The 17632-nt window shown below is 73.2% G+C and carries 17 protein-coding genes; 9 read left to right on the forward strand and 8 right to left on the reverse strand.

Features of this window, described 5'->3' with window-relative positions:
* Window positions 1-3: 3 nt before the first annotated feature.
* The 3 genes from AB0L59_RS13655 to AB0L59_RS13665 all read right to left on the reverse strand — a co-directional run bounded on the left by AB0L59_RS13655 (window position 4) and on the right by AB0L59_RS13665 (window position 2696).
* Window positions 4-960 (reverse strand): endonuclease/exonuclease/phosphatase family protein, encoded by a 957-nt coding sequence (locus AB0L59_RS13655; RefSeq protein WP_365582446.1) that lies wholly within the window; start codon window positions 958-960, stop codon window positions 4-6.
* A 72-nt stretch (window positions 961-1032) separates the two neighbouring features.
* Window positions 1033-1974 (reverse strand): hypothetical protein, encoded by a 942-nt coding sequence (locus AB0L59_RS13660; RefSeq protein ID WP_365582448.1) that lies wholly within the window; start codon window positions 1972-1974, stop codon window positions 1033-1035.
* A 239-nt stretch (window positions 1975-2213) separates the two neighbouring features.
* Window positions 2214-2696, reverse strand: a complete 483-nt coding sequence (locus AB0L59_RS13665) for a hypothetical protein (protein ID WP_365582450.1) — start codon at window positions 2694-2696, stop codon at window positions 2214-2216.
* A 143-nt stretch (window positions 2697-2839) separates the two neighbouring features.
* Between AB0L59_RS13665 and AB0L59_RS13670 the strand changes: the two genes are divergently transcribed.
* Together AB0L59_RS13670 and AB0L59_RS13675 are read left to right on the forward strand one after the other, a co-directional pair.
* Window positions 2840-4003, forward strand: coding sequence for a PP2C family protein-serine/threonine phosphatase (locus tag AB0L59_RS13670; protein ID WP_365582452.1), 1164 nt, complete (start codon window positions 2840-2842; stop codon window positions 4001-4003).
* Window positions 4004-4076: 73 nt separating this feature from the next.
* Window positions 4077-5366, forward strand: coding sequence for a hypothetical protein (locus AB0L59_RS13675; protein ID WP_365582454.1), 1290 nt, complete (start codon window positions 4077-4079; stop codon window positions 5364-5366).
* A 26-nt stretch (window positions 5367-5392) separates the two neighbouring features.
* On the opposite strand, the gene AB0L59_RS13680 is transcribed toward AB0L59_RS13675, so the two are convergent.
* Window positions 5393-6637, reverse strand: coding sequence for an amidohydrolase (locus AB0L59_RS13680; protein WP_365582456.1), 1245 nt, complete (start codon window positions 6635-6637; stop codon window positions 5393-5395).
* Window positions 6638-6712: 75 nt separating this feature from the next.
* Between AB0L59_RS13680 and AB0L59_RS13685 the strand changes: the two genes are divergently transcribed.
* Both AB0L59_RS13685 and AB0L59_RS13690 read left to right on the forward strand, forming a co-directional pair.
* A complete protein-coding gene (locus tag AB0L59_RS13685; RefSeq protein ID WP_365582458.1) occupies window positions 6713-7561 on the forward strand; it encodes a helix-turn-helix transcriptional regulator in 849 nt (282 codons plus the stop codon).
* Window positions 7521-7709: a DUF397 domain-containing protein gene (locus tag AB0L59_RS13690; protein WP_365582459.1), complete on the forward strand. Its 189-nt coding sequence runs from the start codon at window positions 7521-7523 to the stop codon at window positions 7707-7709. Before AB0L59_RS13685 ends, AB0L59_RS13690 begins: the two co-directional genes overlap by 41 nt.
* A gap of 62 nt (window positions 7710-7771) precedes the next feature.
* Here the strand turns inward: AB0L59_RS13690 and AB0L59_RS13695 are convergent, their stop codons facing one another.
* A complete protein-coding gene (locus tag AB0L59_RS13695) occupies window positions 7772-8644 on the reverse strand; it encodes an AraC family transcriptional regulator (protein ID WP_365582461.1) in 873 nt (290 codons plus the stop codon).
* Window positions 8645-8763: 119 nt separating this feature from the next.
* On the reverse strand, window positions 8764-9063 hold the full coding sequence (locus AB0L59_RS13700; RefSeq protein ID WP_365582462.1) for a hypothetical protein: 300 nt from the start codon (window positions 9061-9063) through the stop codon (window positions 8764-8766).
* Window positions 9064-9475: 412 nt separating this feature from the next.
* Between AB0L59_RS13700 and AB0L59_RS13705 the strand changes: the two genes are divergently transcribed.
* Window positions 9476-10819, forward strand: coding sequence for a tetratricopeptide repeat protein (locus AB0L59_RS13705; RefSeq protein ID WP_365582463.1), 1344 nt, complete (start codon window positions 9476-9478; stop codon window positions 10817-10819).
* Window positions 10820-10825: 6 nt separating this feature from the next.
* Here the strand turns inward: AB0L59_RS13705 and AB0L59_RS13710 are convergent, their stop codons facing one another.
* On the reverse strand, window positions 10826-11617 hold the full coding sequence (locus tag AB0L59_RS13710) for a hypothetical protein (RefSeq protein WP_365582465.1): 792 nt from the start codon (window positions 11615-11617) through the stop codon (window positions 10826-10828).
* A 376-nt stretch (window positions 11618-11993) separates the two neighbouring features.
* Between AB0L59_RS13710 and thrS the strand changes: the two genes are divergently transcribed.
* The 3 genes from thrS (at window position 11994) to AB0L59_RS13725 (ending at window position 15962) form a co-directional block, all read left to right on the forward strand.
* Window positions 11994-13220, forward strand: a complete 1227-nt coding sequence (gene thrS, locus AB0L59_RS13715) for a threonine--tRNA ligase (protein ID WP_365582467.1) — start codon at window positions 11994-11996, stop codon at window positions 13218-13220.
* A gap of 40 nt (window positions 13221-13260) precedes the next feature.
* Entirely contained in the window at window positions 13261-14229 is a 969-nt protein-coding gene (locus AB0L59_RS13720) for a nucleoside hydrolase (protein ID WP_365582469.1), read from the forward strand.
* Between the two features lie 86 nt (window positions 14230-14315).
* A complete protein-coding gene (locus AB0L59_RS13725) occupies window positions 14316-15962 on the forward strand; it encodes a glycoside hydrolase family 13 protein (RefSeq protein ID WP_365582471.1) in 1647 nt (548 codons plus the stop codon).
* A 9-nt stretch (window positions 15963-15971) separates the two neighbouring features.
* Here the strand turns inward: AB0L59_RS13725 and AB0L59_RS13730 are convergent, their stop codons facing one another.
* The gene (locus tag AB0L59_RS13730) at window positions 15972-16712 is read right to left on the reverse strand and encodes a DUF4142 domain-containing protein (protein ID WP_365582739.1); all 741 of its coding nucleotides are present in this window, start codon (window positions 16710-16712) and stop codon (window positions 15972-15974) included.
* 207 nt (window positions 16713-16919) lie between these two features.
* On the opposite strand from AB0L59_RS13730, the gene AB0L59_RS13735 reads away from it, so the two are divergent.
* Window positions 16920-17606 (forward strand): DUF6445 family protein, encoded by a 687-nt coding sequence (locus AB0L59_RS13735; protein WP_365582472.1) that lies wholly within the window; start codon window positions 16920-16922, stop codon window positions 17604-17606.
* The last annotated feature ends 26 nt before the right edge of the window (window positions 17607-17632 follow it).

Consider the following 17632-nt stretch of genomic DNA (forward strand, 5'->3'; position numbering starts at 1 on the left):
GGGTCATCGGCGCTGGTGGAGGGTGACGTCCACGACGAGGGCACGGTGATCGGTGCCGGCCACACGCAGGAAGCGCGCGTCGGTCGCCGTGAAGTCCGGGGAGACCAGGACGTGGTCGATCTGGGCGCCGAAGACGGAGGCGGTGCGCGCGGGCCAGCTGGCGGCGCGGTCGGCTCCGGCGAGCCGGGCGGCGTCGGTCTGGCCGGTGTCGAGGATGCGGCGGAAGGCCGTGTGGTCCTGGGTCGCGTTGAAGTCGCCGGCGAGGACGGTGGGGGCGCGGGGGTCGGCGGCGGCGAAGGTGCGGAGCCGGCCGAGTTCGCGCTGCCACAGGCCGACCTGGTCGGGGAGCGGGGGCATGGGGTGGGCGAGTTGGAGGCGTACGGCGTGGCCGTGCACGTCGGCGACGGCGCCGGGCATGCCCATCGTGCCCCGGACGCCCGCGGTCGGCCGCAGCGGGAATCGGCTGAGGATCATGGAGCCGTGCGAGCCGGCCGCGCGGACCGCCTGCCGGTACGGGTAGTCGGTTGCGAAGTCGCCCTCCAGCGTGGCCTGGCAGCCGTACTCGCACTCCTCGACGAAGACGACGTCCGGCCGGCGCTCCCGGATCCGCGGGACGAGGGCGGGCGTGCCGCGCCCGAACTCCACGTTGGAGGTGAGGACGCGGAAGGTGTCGAGCGGCGGGCCGGCGGGGTCGGGGGTCCTGCCGTACGGGTCCAGGTACCAGGCGAGCAGGCCGAGTACGGCGACGCCGCACACCAGGCCCGGCCACCAGCGGGCGAGCAGGGAGCACAGCAGGGCGAAGCCGGTCGGCACGAGCAGCCAGGGCAGGAAGGCGAGCAGCTGGGGCACGGGGGTGATGCCGTCGGTGCCGGCGGCCCGGCAGCCGACCACCACGCCGACTCCGGCGAGCAGCAGCCCGGCGCACCAGGCGCCGAACCTGCGTGCGGGGCGTCGGTTCACGCACCGAGCCTACGGTCGGCCGTCCGCCGGCCGCCAGGAGAATCCCTCGGCGTCCGGTTCAAGTCGCGGGCGTCATCTACAGGTTGTGGAAACCGGCGGGGCCGTCGGCGTCGGTGCGGGCGCAACGGCCGCCTGCCGCCGCGGCGCCGGGCGGCCCGGGCGCAGCCGCCGCGTCAGCCATGCGGTGAGGGCGACCGTGAGGCCCAGGCCGAGCAGCAGCCAGGACACCGTGCGCAGGGTGCCGGTGAGGGCGTCGTAGACCGCGGCGACGGCCGGATGGGGCAGGTCGGCGGGCAGGTCGGCGAGGGTGAGTTCGCGGCCGATGGCGAGGGCCAGGGCGAGCAGTCCGCCGCCCAGGGCCGTGCCCAGCGCGATCGCGGTGACGGCGCGGCGGCGGTGTGCGGCCAGGGCGATGCCGGCGGCGGCGAAGGCGACGGCTGCCACCGGCAGCCAGAAACCGGCGACTTCGAGCACGTGGAACCCCTTCCGCAGGGAGACCAGTTCGCCCGCCGGGAGCACGGCGACCGCGGTGTGCTCCACCGGGATCCGGGCGGCGAGCGGCACATGGTCCCGGGCCAGCTGACGTTTGACCTGGTCGGTGACGGGGGCGAGGTCGACGGTGACCGGGTGCCCGGCCGGGTCGCCGTCCCCCTCGTCGCGCAGGGCGCGCAGCACCGCGTCGTGGGTGATCCGGTTGCCGGTGTCCCAGGCGAGCCGGAAGGCTTTGGTCTGGGTGAAGGAGCGCACCACGTCGCGTACGAACGGACGGACGGAGCCGCCTACCGGTCGGACGTCCAGACGGTGGTCCACCGCGCGCACGATGTCGTCTCCGACGGTGTTCGCGATGAGCTCCCGCACGTCCGGGTCGGTGGCGAGCGGCGCCATCGTGGTGACGTACCGGCCCGTGTCGGCGAGCCCGTACGCCGCCCAGGCCGCCAGCGCGCCGAACGGCACGAGCAGGCAGGACAGGGCGATGAGTACGTCCGACAGGGCGCTCCTGAGGCGTGTGGGCACGCTTCCAGAGAAAGGCCCCCTGCGCGCGGGCGCGAGCGGGGCGCGTGCATTCGGGCGAAGCGCCGTCTCCCTTGGCGGAACTGGGGATTCCGATCTCCGGTGGAGGGTTCACCCGAACGGGTGTTTCCTGGTGTCGAGGGGGAGGAGCCGGTACGAGGCCGGGTGAGGGAAGCGGGGAACACGGGGGAGCGTGGGTCCCGGCCGTCCGGGACCCACGCCGAAAGCCGCGCCGGCCGCGCTCAGCGGATCCGGCGCCCGAACGCGTCCTCGCGCGTGTAGTAGCGGTAGAAGAACGCGCCGAAGGTGCACCCCGCGACGAGCGCCGACATCAGCACGGACCGCCACACCGAGTGCGGCGTCTGGATGTACAGGAAGCCGAACGCGATGCCGACGAACGCCGACCACAGCAGGGCGTGCAGCTCCCGCGTCATCCGCGGGGCCAGCCGCAGCAGGGCGACGGACACCACCGCGAACACCAGGGCGCTGAGCCAGCCGAGCAGCAGGTTGCCGCCGGTGATGGAGCCGCCCTGGCGCGCGTCGGCCGCGACCCAGTAGCCGTAGATCAGGCCCAGCACCACCGGAACCGCGATGTGGGCGGCGCGGTGGGTGCGCGTGCCGAAGACGTCGGGCGGACGGATGCGCACCCCGGGAGCCCGGCCCTCGATCTGTGGCCCGCCGCCGCGGCGGGGCATGCCGCTCGGCGCGGGTGCCGCTTGAGCCATGGGAGCACTCCTCTCTCCTCTTCCCCGCCTTCCAGCGCACACCGGGGGGCACGGCCTGGCAAGTCGGCCGGGAGAGTGACGAGAGCCCGGATGCGGCCGTCTCCCCGCCGTGTTTCCCTGAAGGACATGGAGGGCTGCGCGCCGTGACGGAGGTGGACTACGGGCGGCGTCGCCAGCTGCTGCGCGTGCGCGGCCACAGCGTCGCCTGGGTGCCGCCCCTGCTGCTGCTCGCCGGCATCGTGCTGCTGGATCTCAACACCACCGAGCGGTTCCGGATCATCACCTGGATCGTGCTGGTCCCCGGCACGGCCGCCGCGATCTGCGGGGTGTGGACGACGGCCGCCTTCGCCGCGCTGGCGGTGGTGACGTACGTCGCCGTCGACAGCGCCTGGCCGGGCGAGTACCAGGCCGGACTCGGCGACTTCGTGCTGGTCGCGCTCGGTGGCCTGTTGGCCACGATCGCCTCCGCGGTGCGCCTGCGCAAGGAGCAGGAGGCCCTGCACATCCAGGACATCGCCGAGACCACCCGCCGTACCGTGCTGCGCCCGCTGCCGCCGCGCTGGGCCGGCCTGGAGCACGCCGGGGTGTATCTGGCGGCCGACGTCGACGCCCGGGTCGGCGGCGACTTCTACGACATCCAGCCCGGCCCGAACGGCACCCGTCTGCTCGTCGGCGACGTGCAGGGCAAGGGCCTGGGCGCGGTGGAGACCGCCGCCGCGCTGCTCGGCACCTTCCGCGAGGCCGGCTACCACGAGAAGGACCTGGGGACCGTCGCCGAACGCCTCGAGATCCGGATGCTGCGGCACCGTCGGCACACCACCGACCTCGGCCGCGACGACGGCGACCGGTTCGCCACCGCCGTGCTGATCGGCTTTCCCGAGGACACCCCGGACACCATCGAGATCGTCAACTTCGGTCACGAGGCCCCGCTCGCCGTCGGCCCGCGCGGCGTGCGCGAACTGCCCAGCGGCGACGGGCTGCCGCTCGGCCTCGGCGACCTCGCGGGCGGGGTGCCGCCCGAGCACCGGGTGCCGTTGGCCGCCGACGAGACGCTGCTGCTGGTCACCGACGGGGTGACCGAGGCCCGCGACCGGAAGGGCGCCTTCTATCCACTGGACCGGGAGGTCGCCTCCGCGGTCGCCGCCGACCCGGGAGACGCCGAGCCGCGGCGACTGGTCCGCCGGGTGCGCGACGGCGTGCTGCGGCACAGCAGGGGCAGGCTCGGCGACGACACCACGGTGTTCGCCGTGCGGCGGATACGGGAAGCGGCGGGCGAAGACCGCGAAGAGGGACGTTTGCGGTCCTGAGGCGCGCGTTTGCAGCCGCAGCGGTTACGGTGCTGGCTGGAGAGCGGACCAGGGTCGAACAGGGGGAGGGACGATGCCCGGAACCGTGCTGCTGCTCGCGGCCTCGCCGCTGGGCCGGGGGCGCCTGGTGGACGCGGCCGGTGTGCTGCCGGTGCTGGCCGCCGTCGCGCCCGCCGTGCTGTCCGGCACGGACACCGCCAACGTGGTCGAGCTCGCCGACCCGCTGGAGCCCCAGGCCGTGCTGACCCGGCTGCGCGCCGCCGCGGCCGCGCCCGGGCCGCTGACGGTGTACATCGCCGGGCAGCTCCAGCTGGACCGGCGGCAGCGGCTGCCGCACCTCGCGCTGGCGCGCACCAGCGCGGCGACCGTGCGCTACACCGCGCTGCCCTGGCACTGGATACGGGAGGAGCTGCGGTTGCGGTCCGCCGCGGACACCGCGCTCGTGGTGGATCTGCACGCGGACGCGGAGGCCTGGCGGTACGTGGTCGAGCGCGGGCTGGACTGCGGCCGGAACACCGCCGTCTTCGGTCGCGTCGCCCCGGCGCCAGGCCGGCGGGGCCCGGCAGAACCGCTGTACATGAAGGCCGTGGCGACGTTGCTGCGCAGCGGGCACCGGCCGGCACTCGCCGCGTTGCACGAGCAGGCGCTGGCGCGGATCGCGGAGTCGAGCGCCGGACGCGACCTGATACTGCCCCTCCCCGGCGGCCCCGCCCCCAGCCTCCCGTTCCCCCATCAGGCCACCGCCCCACCCGGCAACGGGCACGTCCCCCACACCACGAGCCAGGAGTTCGCCGGCCCCGACCGGATCCCGCCGGGCGTGGCCGCCCAGGTCTCACCGGGCCTCGCACAGACCCCGCCCGGCATCGCGGCGACCCCCCGTGCCGGTGAGTGGTCGCGCCGTCCCGGCGAACTCGCGGCGCCGCACGTCGCCGTCGGTCCGCAGGACCCCCATGCCGCCATCAGTGCCGCTGTGCGGGGCGGGCGGCACGGGGAGGCCGACGTGCTGGCCGCTCGGCTTGAGCAGCTCGCCGTGCGGGTGCATGGGCCGGCGTCCGACGAGGCGCTGCACTGGGCCGAAGTCCGGGCGGATCTGGCCATGTTCGCGGGGGACGCGGTGCGCAGTTGCCGGGCGTGGCTCGCGGTCGCCGGGGTGCGGCTGGCCGCCGGGCAGGCCGTGGACGCACCTGCCGTGGAGGCGGCCGTGGACCGGGCGCACCACCAGTGGGGCCGGATCACGGACGTGGCGCCGGCCCGTGAACTCGGGCCCGCGCTCGCGGAGTTGCGGCTCCGGGTGCCGGGCCGCCGGCAGGGTGCGCTGGAGAACGTCCAGCGGCAACTGTGCCGGCTCCAGGCGGCCCCATAGGCCCGCGAAGGTCACCCCTCTCGGGATCAGACCGCCGCCAGCAGTGCCAGCGCCCCGGAGACGAGGGTGCGGACACCGGGGGCGATCACGGACAGGTCGGGTGCGAAGTGCGGGCTGTGGTTGCTCGGCACGGCCGCGAACTTCTCCGGAAGGGTGTCGCCGGGCGCCCGGTCCCAGACCTCGGCGGGGGTCGTGGTGACGAACCAGTACGAGTACGGGATGGCGTTCTCCAGCGCGAGCTGCGGGAAGTCCTCGCTGCCCATCGCCGGGCCCGGGTCGAACACCGTGCCCGCGCCGAAGACCTCCGTGTGCACGGCGGCCACGGCCTTGTCGGTGTCGCCGTCGTTGACGGTCACCGGGAAGGTGTTGCCGATGGTGATCTCCGGCTCGCGCGGGCAGCCGGCGGCCAGGCACTCGCCCCGCGCGATGCGCCGGATGGCGTCCAGCATCCGCTGCCGTACGGCCTCGGACTGACTGCGCAGGTTCAGCGAGATCCGCGCCTCGGTCGGGATGATGTTGTGCCGGGTGCCGGCCTCGATCCGGCCCACGGTCAGGACGGCCGCGTCACCGGCGGCGATCTCCCGGGAGACGACGGTCTGCAGCCGGGTGACCAGATAGGCGGCGGTCACCACCGGGTCCACGGTCGCCTCGGGCCGCGAGCCGTGGCCGCCGAGCCCGTGCACCACGATGTCCACGTCGGTCGCCGCCGACATGATCAGGCCCGGCACGTGCGGGTACAGGCCCGCCGGGCCGGGCGCGGCATGCTGCCCGAGCAGCACGTCCGGGCGGCCGAACCGCTCGTACAGCCCGTCGTCCACCATCCGCTGGGCGCCCTGTCCCGTCTCCTCGGCGGGCTGACCGACGACCAGAAGGGTGCCGTCCCAGGTGTCCCGCCCGGCCGCCAGCGCCTCGGCGGCCCCGGTCAGCCAGGTGACGTGCAGATCGTGCCCGCAGGCGTGCATCACGCCGTCCACCGTGGAGCCGTACGGCAGCCCGGTCTCCTCCTGCACCGGCAGCGCGTCCATGTCGGCGCGGAGGAGGACGGTCGGCCCGTCGCCGTTGACCAGCCGGCCCACGACCCCGGTGCCGCCGACACCGGTGGCGGTCTCGAACCCGGCCCCCTCCAGCCGCTCGGCGAGCTTCCCGGCGGTGCGGTGCTCGCGCAGGGACAGCTCGGGGTGGCGGTGCAGGTCCCGGTAGAGGTCCTCCAGCGCGGGAACGGGCAGGTCGGCGGTCAGGTCCAGGGTGGTACGGGCGGCGGCAGAGGTCATGGTCCGTCAGGGTAGGCCTCCGGCGGTTTCGCCGACAGGCCCACCTGTGTGCGGTCGTTTGGCTACGCTCAGTGCGTGGTGAACATCCGTGAACTGGATCCCGCGGCCTCGCCGTTGGACTACTTCGGCTACGAGCTGCGCCGCAAGCGTGAGGCGGCGGGGCTGACGCAGAAGGAGCTGGGGGCGATCGTCTTCTGCACGGGGTCACTGGTCGGCCAGATCGAGACGGCGATGAAGGTGCCGACGCGCGAGTTCGCCGAGCGTGTGGACGCGGCGCTGGTGACGGAGGGCTTCTTCTCGCGGTTGGTGGGGCTGGTGCTGCGGAGCCAGTTGCCGACGTGGTTTCAGCCGTATGCCGAGATGGAGGCCAAGGCGGCGTACATCTCCACGTATCAGGCGCAGGTGGTGTACGGACTGCTGCAGACCGAGAAGTACGCGCGGGCGGTGCTCGGCGCACCGGAGCCGGAGAACCTCGACGAATTGGTCGCCGCCCGGTTGGAGCGGCAGCGCCTTCTGCGGAAGGAGCAGCCACCGTTGGTGTGGGTCGTGCTGGACGAGGCAGTGCTGCACCGGCCGATGGGCGGTCGGGAGGCGATGCGGGAGCAACTCGCGCACCTGTTGAGCTTTCGCGATCAACGCCGTGTGAAGATCCAGGTGTTGCCGTACTCGGCAGGAGAACACCCGGGCCTGCCGGGCGCCTTCAATCTCCTGCGCTTCAACGACCATCCGGACATCGTCTACACGGAGGACTTCATCCAGGGCCACATGACCGCCAATCCGGACGGCGTCGGCGAGGGGTGGCTCAACTACGATCAGCTACAGGCTGCCGCGCTCTCGGTGAGGGACTCGGCAGAGCTGATCGCCCACGTGATGGAGGAGCGCTATGGAGACCAGCCGACAGCTGAAGGGCGCGACGTGGCGTAAGTCCAGCTACAGCAGCAGCAACGGCGGTGACTGCGTCGAGGTAGCCGATCTCCGCGCCCTCGTAGCCGTACGCGACTCCAAGAACCCCGACGCGGCTCACCTCTCCGTAACCCCCCACGCCTGGGACGCCTTCGTTCGGGCCTTCTGAGCCGGGATCCGCACGTTCCGGGGCCGGGCGCCTCGCCCCCGGAGCGTCACTCGGCGTCAGGCTCAGACCGTGGTGCGGATCACCGGGATCCACAGCTGCGCGTCGGACTGCGCCGGGTCGTCCTCAGACGGGCGAGTGCGCAGGATCTCCGGCCCCGGACGGTACTCGTACGGGTTGGACGGGATCCACTGGGCGGCCACGTCAGCCCACATCTGCTGCAGCGCCTGCGGGAACGGCCCGGTGTTCTCGAACACGGCCCAGGTGCCCGCCGGGCAGTCCAGCACGTCGAGGTCCTCGGGCACCTCGGCGGCAGTGGTCACCACAGCGTGGTAGTAGTCGAGTTCGCTGCCCTCCTCGAAGCCGTCCGACAGGCGCACGGTCGCCGACACCACGCCCTCCGGGTCCTGGTCCGAGAGGCCGGCGATCCGCAGCATCGTCTCCGGCGAGACGCTCCGGACGCTCTCGGCGATGTGCGGGTTGACGCCCTGGTAGATCAGCGGGACGCGGGCCTTCCTGCCGACGACCCGGAATGCTTCCTTCTTCACGATGCGGTACCGCATGGTGCTGTTCCCTTCGACGGTGAGGCGGAAGGACAGCCGGGGCTGCGAGTTCAGAGCCGAGCCGGTACGCCTGGCCTCACCGGGACCGACACCGTGCACGGCGCGGAACGCCCGGGCGAAGGCCTCCCCCGAGGTGTAGCCGTAGCGGACCGCGATCTCCAGCAGGGACGGTTCCCCGGCCAGCACCTCGGCCCCCGCGACGGTGAGCCGCCGACGCCGGACGTACTCCGACAGAGGCATCCCCGCCAGTGACGAGAACAGCCGCCGGAAGTGGTACTCGGACGTGACCGTGATCCGGGCCAGCGCGGCCACCTCGATGTGCTGGTCGAGGTGACCCTCTATGTGCTCCATGGCCTGGTTCAGCCGATCCAGCACCCCCGGCCTCCTTCCCTTCCGGTCACCCACGTTAGGAAGGACCAAGCCTGCCGCACCCGACATCCTGTGCCCGCTCCTGTCGGGTGCCGCAGGCCCACCGAGCCAGGCGCCCTAGCAGATCAGCGGGCGACGCAGGCGGGCGGCCACCGCTGCGGTCCTTGCGCTTGCGGTCGGCGACCTGGTCGGCAGGCCGCGGGATCACCGTGCGGGCGCCTCGTCGGCCCGGCCTGGAAGTGAGGTCCGCCAGAGCGGGCGCGGACGATGGTGGAGTCCACGGCGACGCCCCAGTCCAGGTCGGCTGCGGCATCGGCCCGGGTGGGCAGGGCGGTGAAGACGTGCTCCCAGGTGCCGTCGACCGCCCGGCCCCGCAGGGTGCAGACGCCCTTCCACGAGCGGCGGGACTTGGCGGGCAGACGCATCAGGTGATCGGAAACAAGCGGTCTAGCCGCAATACCAGTGACTTAACGCGTCCTTCGGAGCCCTGACCTGCAGAAACGTCGATGAGTGAACCGTCCGGCAGCCGTTAAGTCACTGGCATTGGGTCTAGCCGTGCTGTGCCGGTGCCGCCTGCTGGTGCTGGGCGGTGTGCGCCGGGGCCGCCGCCCGGGCCGGCCCGGCGTTCGCCGCGAGGATCAGGGCGGTCGCGGCGATCACGGCGGCGGTGACGGCCCTCCGTGTCGTGGAGTTTCCGTAAGGTGCGGATGTACGTCCGGGCACAGCGACCTCGCAACACAACAGCGACGTATTAAGCACACTTAATCCGCCGTTTAACCTAGGGGCTGAGCGGGGCGAACGGCAAGGGGGGCCAAGGGAGTTGGGGGGACCAGGGGTATGCGGGAGCGGGACGATCCGGCGGTCATCGGACGGCGCGTACAGCAGCTGCGCACGGAACGCGGACTGACGCAGCGGCAGTTGGCGGAGCCGGCCTACACGCCCGCCTACATCTCCACCCTGGAGGCGGGCCGGGTGCGGGCCTCCGACGAGGCGCTGCGGCACATCGCGGCCCGGCTCGGCGTGGCCTTCGAGGAGCTGGCCGTCGGCCGGCCCGCCCACCTCGCCACCGATCTCAGGCTGCGGCTCACCGAGGCCCAGCGGGTGCTCGCCGACGGCAGGGCCGAGGAGGCCGCCGTCCAGTACGCGGGCCTCTGCGCGGAGGCGGCGACCCACCGACTGGGGCACGAAGAGGCGACCGCGCTGCTGGGGCTCGGCGAATGCGCGCTGGAGACCGGCGAGCTGGCGCGGGCCAGGGAGTTCTTCGAACGTGCCGAGGCGCACCTGGCGGACGAGTCCCTGCCGGTGCGCGTACCGGCTGTCCGCGGCCGCGCGGTCTCGCACTACCTCGCCGGTGAACTCCGGTACGCCGTCTACCTCCTGGAGTCGACCCTCGACGAACTGAACCGCGGCGGACTGCACGACCCCGACGCCCTGCTCCTGCTGTACGCCAGCGTCATCGGCCCGTACATGGACATGGGCGCGCACGCCCGCGCGGCACAGGCCGCCGAGTTCGCCCTCGCCCTCGCGCCGCAGGCCGCCGACCCCGCGCTGATCGCCCGGATGCACCGCTCGGTGGCCCGCACCCTGCTCGCCGAGGGCCGGGTCGCCGAGGCCGACGCCTCCCTCGCCAAGGCGGCCGAGCTGTACCGGCAGCTGCGCCTGCGCACCGAGCTGGCCAACTGCCACTGGATGCGCGGATACGTCTGCGCGCAGAACGGTGAACTGGAGCGCGCGGAGGCGGAGTTGCGTCAGGCGCACACCATGCTCGCGGAGAGCCGGGCCGCCCTCTACCTCAGCCAGGCCGCCGTCGAACTGGCCGACGTGCTGCACCGGCGCGGCAAGTCCGCCGAGGCCGCCGGACTGCTCGAGGGCGTCCTCGGTGACTTCTCCTCCGAGCGCGGTGCGGTGCACGCCGCCGCGGCCCACCGGCTGCTCGGCATCATCGCCGAGGACGGCCGGGACACCGAGGCCGCCGAGGAGCACTACGTCCGCGCGCTCAGCCTGCTGGAACGCGCGGGCGCTGCGGGCGACCTGGCCGACCTGTGCCGGCTCCTGGGCGACCTGCTGCGCCGCACGGGCCGGATCGAGGCGGCCCTGGACGCCTACCGCACCGGCCTCGGCCACCGCACGACCCCGGGCACCACCACCCTGGGCCCCGCCCCGGCCCAGCCGCCGCTGTGAGCGGGGCTACACCTGGGCCCGCCCCTGTTTACGGATGTCCCCCAGGCGCAGGGCGCCGATCTGGACGGCGGCCTGGGTCGCGTTGTTCGGTACGTCGCCCAGGCCGCCGTTGGTGAGGGCGAACGCGTCCTGGCCGACCCGGACGGCGGCCACCTCCAGCGTGAGCAGGGCGTGCGCCCCGTCGCCCCGCGTGGCGGCGAGGGTGATCCGCAGGCCCTGGCGCGCGTCCCCGACCTTCGGCAGCGGGGCGTCGCTCACCTGGACGTCCTCCGTGATCCCGGTCTCCGTACTGGCCGTGAACCGCGCGCACCGCGCCGGCATGGTCCTCAGCCAGGCGAGCGCCTTGTCCACGTCGGCGGGGCGGCGGGCGGCGATCTGGTAGCGGAGCTGGGCATTGGTGTCGTCGTCGTCCAGGCCGACGGCCGCGCGGGCGGGGCCGCCGAGGAGTTCGTCGGTGTAGAGGGCCTCCAGCAGCGGCTGGCAGTCGCCGGCCGTGGTGGTCGCCTTCAGCAGCATGTCCCGCCAGGTGGCCGCGCCACGGGTGGCCGTCCAGGGGGTGCCGAGGTCGTTCTGGTTGATGAGCGCGGCCTGTGCCTGCTCGGCGGTGAGCGTGGAACCGTTGGCCCGCGGGGACGCCTTGCCGGTCGGGGAGGGCTTGTCGATGGTCGGGAGGGGCTGGGTCGCGGTCTCCGGCTGCTTCAGACCGAAGGCCGCGTAGCCGCCCACGGCGACGAGTCCGGCGGCGATGAGGGCGAGCCGAACGCCGCGGGGACGTATCGCGTCGGACAGAGAGATCATCGCGGTGCCTCCTGGGCTGCGGGCCGGCGGCGCGCCTGCCGGTGGCATGCCCGTCGGTGGGTGCCGGCTCGTGGTGCCTGTTCCGGTGGTGCTGTTCTCACGGCATCACCGCCCCGCCCGCCCCACCAGCGCTCCGGGCCGTCCGGGTGAGTGGCTCCCCGGATCCGGGTGAACGGCCGCCGGAAATGCCTCGACCTGCCGCTCGGCGCACTGCTACGGTCGCCGCATGCAGCGCGCCCAGCAGTGCCCGAAGAGCACGACGACGCCGGAGACCGTCCCGGCGCGCTGACACTTGACCAGCATCGAAGGCCCGGGGCGAACGCCCCGGGGCTTCGGCGTGCCGTGGGCGTTCGCCGCCATCAGGCGAGGAGACCCCATGAACGCCTCACCCCCCGACCACCGCCGCCTCGGCCGCGAGCTCGGCCTGTTCGACACCGATCCGCTGATGGGCGCCGGCCTGCCGTACTGGCTGCCCGACGGCGCGGTCGTACGGCACACCCTGGAGGAGTACATCCGCGAGACCGAACGCCGGGCCGGGTACCGGCACGTGTACTCGCCCGTCCTCGGCAAACGGGAGCTGTACGAGATCTCCGGGCACTGGGACCACTACAGCGCCTACATGTACCCGGCGATGAAACTCGGGGCGGAGGAGGTCGTGCTGCGGCCCAGCCTCTGCCCCCACCACGCCCTGATCTACCGTTCCCGCTCCCGCAGCCACCGTGAACTTCCCCTGCGCATCGCCGAGCTGGGCGGCATGCACCGCGCCGAACGCTCCGGCGTGCTGGGCGGCCTGACCCGCGTCCGTGCCATCCAGCTCAACGACGCGCACATCTTCTGCACCCTCGACCAGGCGGTCGAGGAGGCCCGCGCCGCGCTGGAGCTGATCACCCGCGCCTACGCCGACCTCGGCATCGAGGCCGTACGGCACCGCCTGTCGCTGCCCGGCGCGGGCGGCAAGTACGTCGCCGACCCCGAACTGTGGCGGCGGGCCACCGAACTGCTGCGGCAGGTGCTGGGCGAGTCGGGCATCGGCCACGAGGAGGCCGAGGGCGAGGCCGCCTTCTACGGCCCGAAGATCGACGTGCAGATCGCCGACCCGGCCGGCCGCGAGTCCACCCTGTCCACCGTGCAGATCGACTTCCACCAGCCGGCCCGTTTCGACCTGCACTACACCGGCGCCGACGGCGCCCGGCACCGCCCGGTGATGGTGCACCGCAGCGTCATCGGCAGCGTCGAGCGGGCTGTCGCCCACCTCGTCGAGGCCCACGCCGGGGCCTTCCCGGCCTGGCTGGCCCCCGTCCAGCTGGTGGTGCTGCCGGTCGCCGAGGAGCAGCGGGAACGGGCGGCGGCGGTCGTACGCGAGGCCCGGGACCGGGGCCTGCGGGCGGAACTCGCCGACCCCGCCGAGGGCACCCTGGGCGCCCGGATCCGCGCCGCGCGCCTGGTGCCGTACCAGGCGGTGATCGGGGCCCGCGAGGCCGGGGCGGACCTCGCCGCCGTACGCCTGCGGGACGGCCGCCGGCCGGGCGAACTGCCGGTGCCGGAGCTGCTGTCCAGGATCGCCGCCCGGGTCGCCGCACGCGGTACCGCCCTGTGGGAGTGACCGCGGTGATCTAAGGTCGGCTTGACGGAAGGAGTCCGCCGTGACCGGTCAGCCCATCCCCGTGATCATCGACTGCGACACCGGCGTCGACGATGCCCTCGCCCTGCTGTTGGCCGTGCGCCACCCGGGGCTCGATCTGCGGGCGGTGACCTGTGTGGCCGGGAACACGGACGTCGACGGCGTGGTCCGCAACACCCTGACCGTGCTGGAGCAGGCGGGTGCCCCCGGCATCCCGGTGGGCCGGGGCGCGGAACGTCCGCTGATCGAACCGGCGCGCTCGGCGCGGCACGTCCACGGCGCCGACGGCATGGGCGACCTGGGTCTGCCCGCGCCGACCCGGTCCCCGGCGGACGTCGACGCCGTCACCCTGCTGCGCCGCGAGATCCTGGCCTCCCCGCGGCCGGTCACCCTCATCCCCACGGCGCCCCTGACCAACATCGCCCTGCTCCTGCGCACCCACCCGGAGGTGACCCGCAACATCGAGCGGATCGTCTTCATGGGTGGCGCGGTGTCCGTGGGGAACGCCACGCCGGTCGCCGAGTTCAACGTCTGGCACGACCCGGAGGCGGCCGCGATCCTGCTCACGGCCGGGGTACCGGTCACCATGTACGGCCTGGACGTGTTCATGCAGGTCGTGGTGGACGCCGCGGACGTGCACCGGCTGCGGCGGAGCGGCGACCCCGGCACCCGGCTGGCCGGTGAACTCCTCGCGCACCGGCCGACCACGCAGGGCGAGGCCCCGGAGGCGGAGGAGGCGGGCGGCCTCGGCGACGCCGGCGCGGTGTGCGCGGTCGCCGACCCGCAGGGCATCATCACCCGGCTGTTCCCGGTCGAGGTCTCCCTCGCCCCCGGCCCGGGCCGCGGCCAGACGATCGTCGACCGCCGCCCTCGGCCCGGCGAGTCCGAGATCCACGAGGGCAGGCGTGAACAGGCGCTGGTGGACGTGGCGTTGGAGGTCGACGTGGCCCGCTATGTGAAGCTGTACCTGGAGACGGTGGAACGGCCGTAGGCCGGCCCGCCGAGAGACCGAAGGGTTCCTTTTCGGGCAATGTGGACAGATTCCCTGTACTGTCCTCCCGTCCGAAGGGATCCCGTATGGCAGACCTCTCCCCCAGGAGCCCCGACTGGTGGCGCCAGGCCGTCATCTATCAGGTCTACCCCCGCAGCTTCGCCGACGCCGACGGCGACGGCCTCGGTGACCTGAAGGGCATCACCCAGCGCCTGAACCACCTCGCCGCCCTCGGCGTCGACGCCCTGTGGCTGAGCCCCTTCTATCCGTCGGAGCTGGCCGACGGCGGCTACGACGTCGCCGACCACCGGGACGTCGACCCCCGCCTCGGCACCCTGGACGACTTCGACGCCCTGGTCGCCGAGGCACACCGGCTCGGCCTGAAGGTCGTCGTCGACATCGTCCCGAACCACACCTCCCATCAGCACCCCTGGTTCCAGGAGGCCCTGCGGTCCGCCCCCGGCTCCCCGGCCCGCGACCGCTTCGTCTTCCGCCCCGGCCGGGGCGCGCACGGCGCACTCCCGCCCACCGACTGGCAGTCCGTCTTCGGTGGCAGCGCCTGGCAGCGCACCCCGGACGGCGAGTGGTACCTGCATCTCTTCGCCCCCGAGCAGCCCGACCTCAACTGGGACAACGACGACGTCCGCGCCGACTTCCGCACCACCCTGCGTTTCTGGTCCGACCGGGGCGTCGACGGCTTCCGCGTCGACGTCGCCCACGGCCTCGCCAAGGACCTCGCCGAGCCGCTGCGGGACACCGGGAACCTCGGCGCCACCGGCGAGGAGGCCCTGCCGCTCGTCCCGCCGGGCAGCCACCCGTACTGGGACCGCGACGAGGTCCACGAGATCTACCGCGACTGGCGCAAGGTCTTCGACGCCTACAGCCCGCCGCGCTCCGCCGTGGCCGAGGCCTGGGTCCCGGGCGCCCGCCGCGCCCTGTACGCACGCCCCGACGAACTCGGCCAGGCCTTCAACTTCGAGTATCTGGAGGCGCGTTGGGATGCGGCGGACCTGCGCCGGGTCATCACCGACGAGTTGGCCACCGCACGTGCCGCCGGCGCCTCGGCCACCTGGGTGCTGTCCAACCACGACGTCGTCCGCCACGCCTCCCGCCTGATGCTGCCGCCCGGCACCGACCAGGACGCCTGGCTGCTGTCCGGCGGCACCGCGCCCGCGGTCGACCCCGGGGCGGGCCTGCGCCGGGCCCGCGCGGCGACCCTCCTCATGCTCGCGCTGCCCGGATCGTCGTACCTCTACCAGGGCGAGGAGCTCGGTCTGCCCGAGGTCGCCGACCTGCCCACCGAGGTGCTCCAGGACCCGATCTGGGAGCAGACCGGCCATGTCCGCAAAGGCCGCGACGGCTGCCGGGTGCCACTGCCGTGGACGACGAGCGGGCCGTCGTACGGCTTCGGGCCCGGCGCCGCCTGGCTGCCGCAGCCCCCGTCCTTCGCGTCGTACGCCGTCGAGGCGCAGGCGGGGACGGACGGCTCGACCCTGGAGCTGTACCGCACCGCCCTGCGGCTGCGCCGCAAGCTGCTGGACGGCGAGACGCTGACGTGGGCCGCCGACGGCCCCGCCGGAGTTCTCGACTTCACCCGCTCCGAGGGCTGGCGCTGCCTGGCCAACCTCGGCGGCGATCCCGTACCGCTGCCGCCGGGGGAGGTGCTGCTGGCCAGCACCCCCCTGCCCGCGGCCCGCACCCTGCCCCCGGACACGACGGTCTGGCTCGGCTGAGCGGCGTGCTCAGCCCGTCGTCGGACCCGGGCCCGGCTGTGCCGACGCGTTGCCGCCGAGGAGTCCGCTGAGGTCGACCGGCGTCGAGGTCGGGTTCGGCGGCGGCGTGAGCACGATCTCGGGCTGCCCGGGGGCCGGAGGCGGCGGGGTCAGGTCGGAGTTGGGCAGCTTCGGCGGGGTGGTCTGCTGGAAGATGGTCTGGTCGAAGTCGACCAGACCGGTCTTCTCCATCACCGTCATGTGGTCCAGCACGGTGTTGTTGGCCTGGTCGGCGAGGGCGCGCACCAGCGTGTTCTTGGTGGTGGACCGGATCTTCGAGATCGTGTTGAAGATCGCGCCGTGCGTCATCCGCAGGATGTTGGCGAAGTCGCTGTCGAACTTCTTGCCGCTGTCCGCCTTCAGCTGGCTGACGAAACCCTGCTGCTGGGGACTCGGCAGGTCGGGCAGCGTGATGTTGAGCATCGGCGCGATCTTGCGGCAGGTGGTGTCCAGCGCCGCGTGCCCGTCGACCAGGTGCTTGCTGGCCGTGATGACCCCCGGTGTGGTGCCCTTCTGCAGCCCCATCTGCCCCACCGGGTACTCCCACAGGCCTGCCGCCCGCACCTTCACCACGAAGTCCCGGTCCTGCTCGGTGAGCGGCCCCCACTGGGTGTTGGCGATGACGCGGTCCTGGGCCGTGGTGACCTTGTTCAGCCCGAGCATGCCCGGGTAGGCGAGCGCTACGAGGGTCATGGCCATCGCCCCTCCCACGAAGAGGGTTCCCGTCGCGTTCCGCGAAAAGCGCACCGTGCCTCCTGCCCGGTCGTGAAGCCGCCGTGCGGCGGTTCGGACACACAGCAGTACGGATCCGGAAGCCGTTCGTATCGGTGGTGCGGGTAAAGAAGAGTTGACCAATCCTCAGGAGAGTTGACCAATTCCCGGGAGAAGGCAGGCGAAACGCTGGCCTAGATTCGCCGCATGCCCCCACAGCCACCGCCCCGCATGCCCGCGGCCCTTCCCGTCCTGCCCTACCGCAAGCCCACCAGGGGCCGCGACTACTGGGTCATCGACGACGCCCTGCCCGACGTCGACGCCGTACGGGAGCGCTGCCTGGCCAAGGACGACTGGGTCAAGGGCTACCCCTACACCTCCGAGACCTGGCCCGGTCTGCGCGCCATGCCCGGCCTTGAGCCCGCCGAACTCGCCCGCGTCGAGAGCCTGGTGAAGAAGGCCACCGGCGCCAAGAAGCTCTGGGTGCAGCAGACGCCCGGCGGCGGCACCCTCAACCACAACTGCGTCCAGGTGGTCGGCGAGGGCGAGAGCGAGCCCCGCCCGCACACCGACTCCCGCGCCCTGTGCCGGTACGCGGCCGTCCTCTACCTCAACCCCGGCGTCCCCAAGGACTGCGGCACCGCCTTCTACCGCCAGTCGCTGCCCGGCGGCCGGCTCGGCGGCAACATCGTCCAGGCCCCGCACACCAACCTCGTCGAGGCCCTCGGCACCCGGTTCGTCCCGGGCGACCACTTCGAGGAGGACGTCCGCGTCCCGCACCGGTACAACCGCCTGCTCCTCTACAACGCCAACCTCGTGCACAGCGCGACCGGTTACCACGGCACGACGCTGGAGGAGAAGCGGATGACGGCGGTCTTCTTCTGGATGGCCTGACCGGCCCGGGGCGCGTGTTCCGCGCC

This window comes from Streptomyces sp. NPDC052109 (genome assembly GCF_040680195.1).
In the GTDB taxonomy this organism is placed as follows: Bacteria; Actinomycetota; Actinomycetes; order Streptomycetales; family Streptomycetaceae; genus Streptomyces.

What these genes read in the sequence shown, in the direction of transcription:
- AB0L59_RS13705 (WP_365582463.1), top strand. Translation starts at nt 9,476, where the DNA reads ATGCGGGAGCGGGACGATCCGGCGGTCATCGGACGGCGCGTACAGCAG.
- AB0L59_RS13690 (WP_365582459.1), top strand. Translation starts at nt 7,521, where the DNA reads ATGGAGACCAGCCGACAGCTGAAGGGCGCGACGTGGCGTAAGTCCAGC.
- AB0L59_RS13700 (WP_365582462.1), bottom strand. Translation starts at nt 9,063, where the DNA reads ATGCGTCTGCCCGCCAAGTCCCGCCGCTCGTGGAAGGGCGTCTGCACC.
- AB0L59_RS13675 (WP_365582454.1), top strand. Translation starts at nt 4,077, where the DNA reads ATGCCCGGAACCGTGCTGCTGCTCGCGGCCTCGCCGCTGGGCCGGGGG.
- thrS (WP_365582467.1), top strand. Translation starts at nt 11,994, where the DNA reads ATGAACGCCTCACCCCCCGACCACCGCCGCCTCGGCCGCGAGCTCGGC.
- AB0L59_RS13680 (WP_365582456.1), bottom strand. Translation starts at nt 6,637, where the DNA reads ATGACCTCTGCCGCCGCCCGTACCACCCTGGACCTGACCGCCGACCTG.
- AB0L59_RS13710 (WP_365582465.1), bottom strand. Translation starts at nt 11,617, where the DNA reads ATGATCTCTCTGTCCGACGCGATACGTCCCCGCGGCGTTCGGCTCGCC.
- AB0L59_RS13665 (WP_365582450.1), bottom strand. Translation starts at nt 2,696, where the DNA reads ATGGCTCAAGCGGCACCCGCGCCGAGCGGCATGCCCCGCCGCGGCGGC.
- AB0L59_RS13725 (WP_365582471.1), top strand. Translation starts at nt 14,316, where the DNA reads ATGGCAGACCTCTCCCCCAGGAGCCCCGACTGGTGGCGCCAGGCCGTC.
- AB0L59_RS13735 (WP_365582472.1), top strand. Translation starts at nt 16,920, where the DNA reads ATGCCCCCACAGCCACCGCCCCGCATGCCCGCGGCCCTTCCCGTCCTG.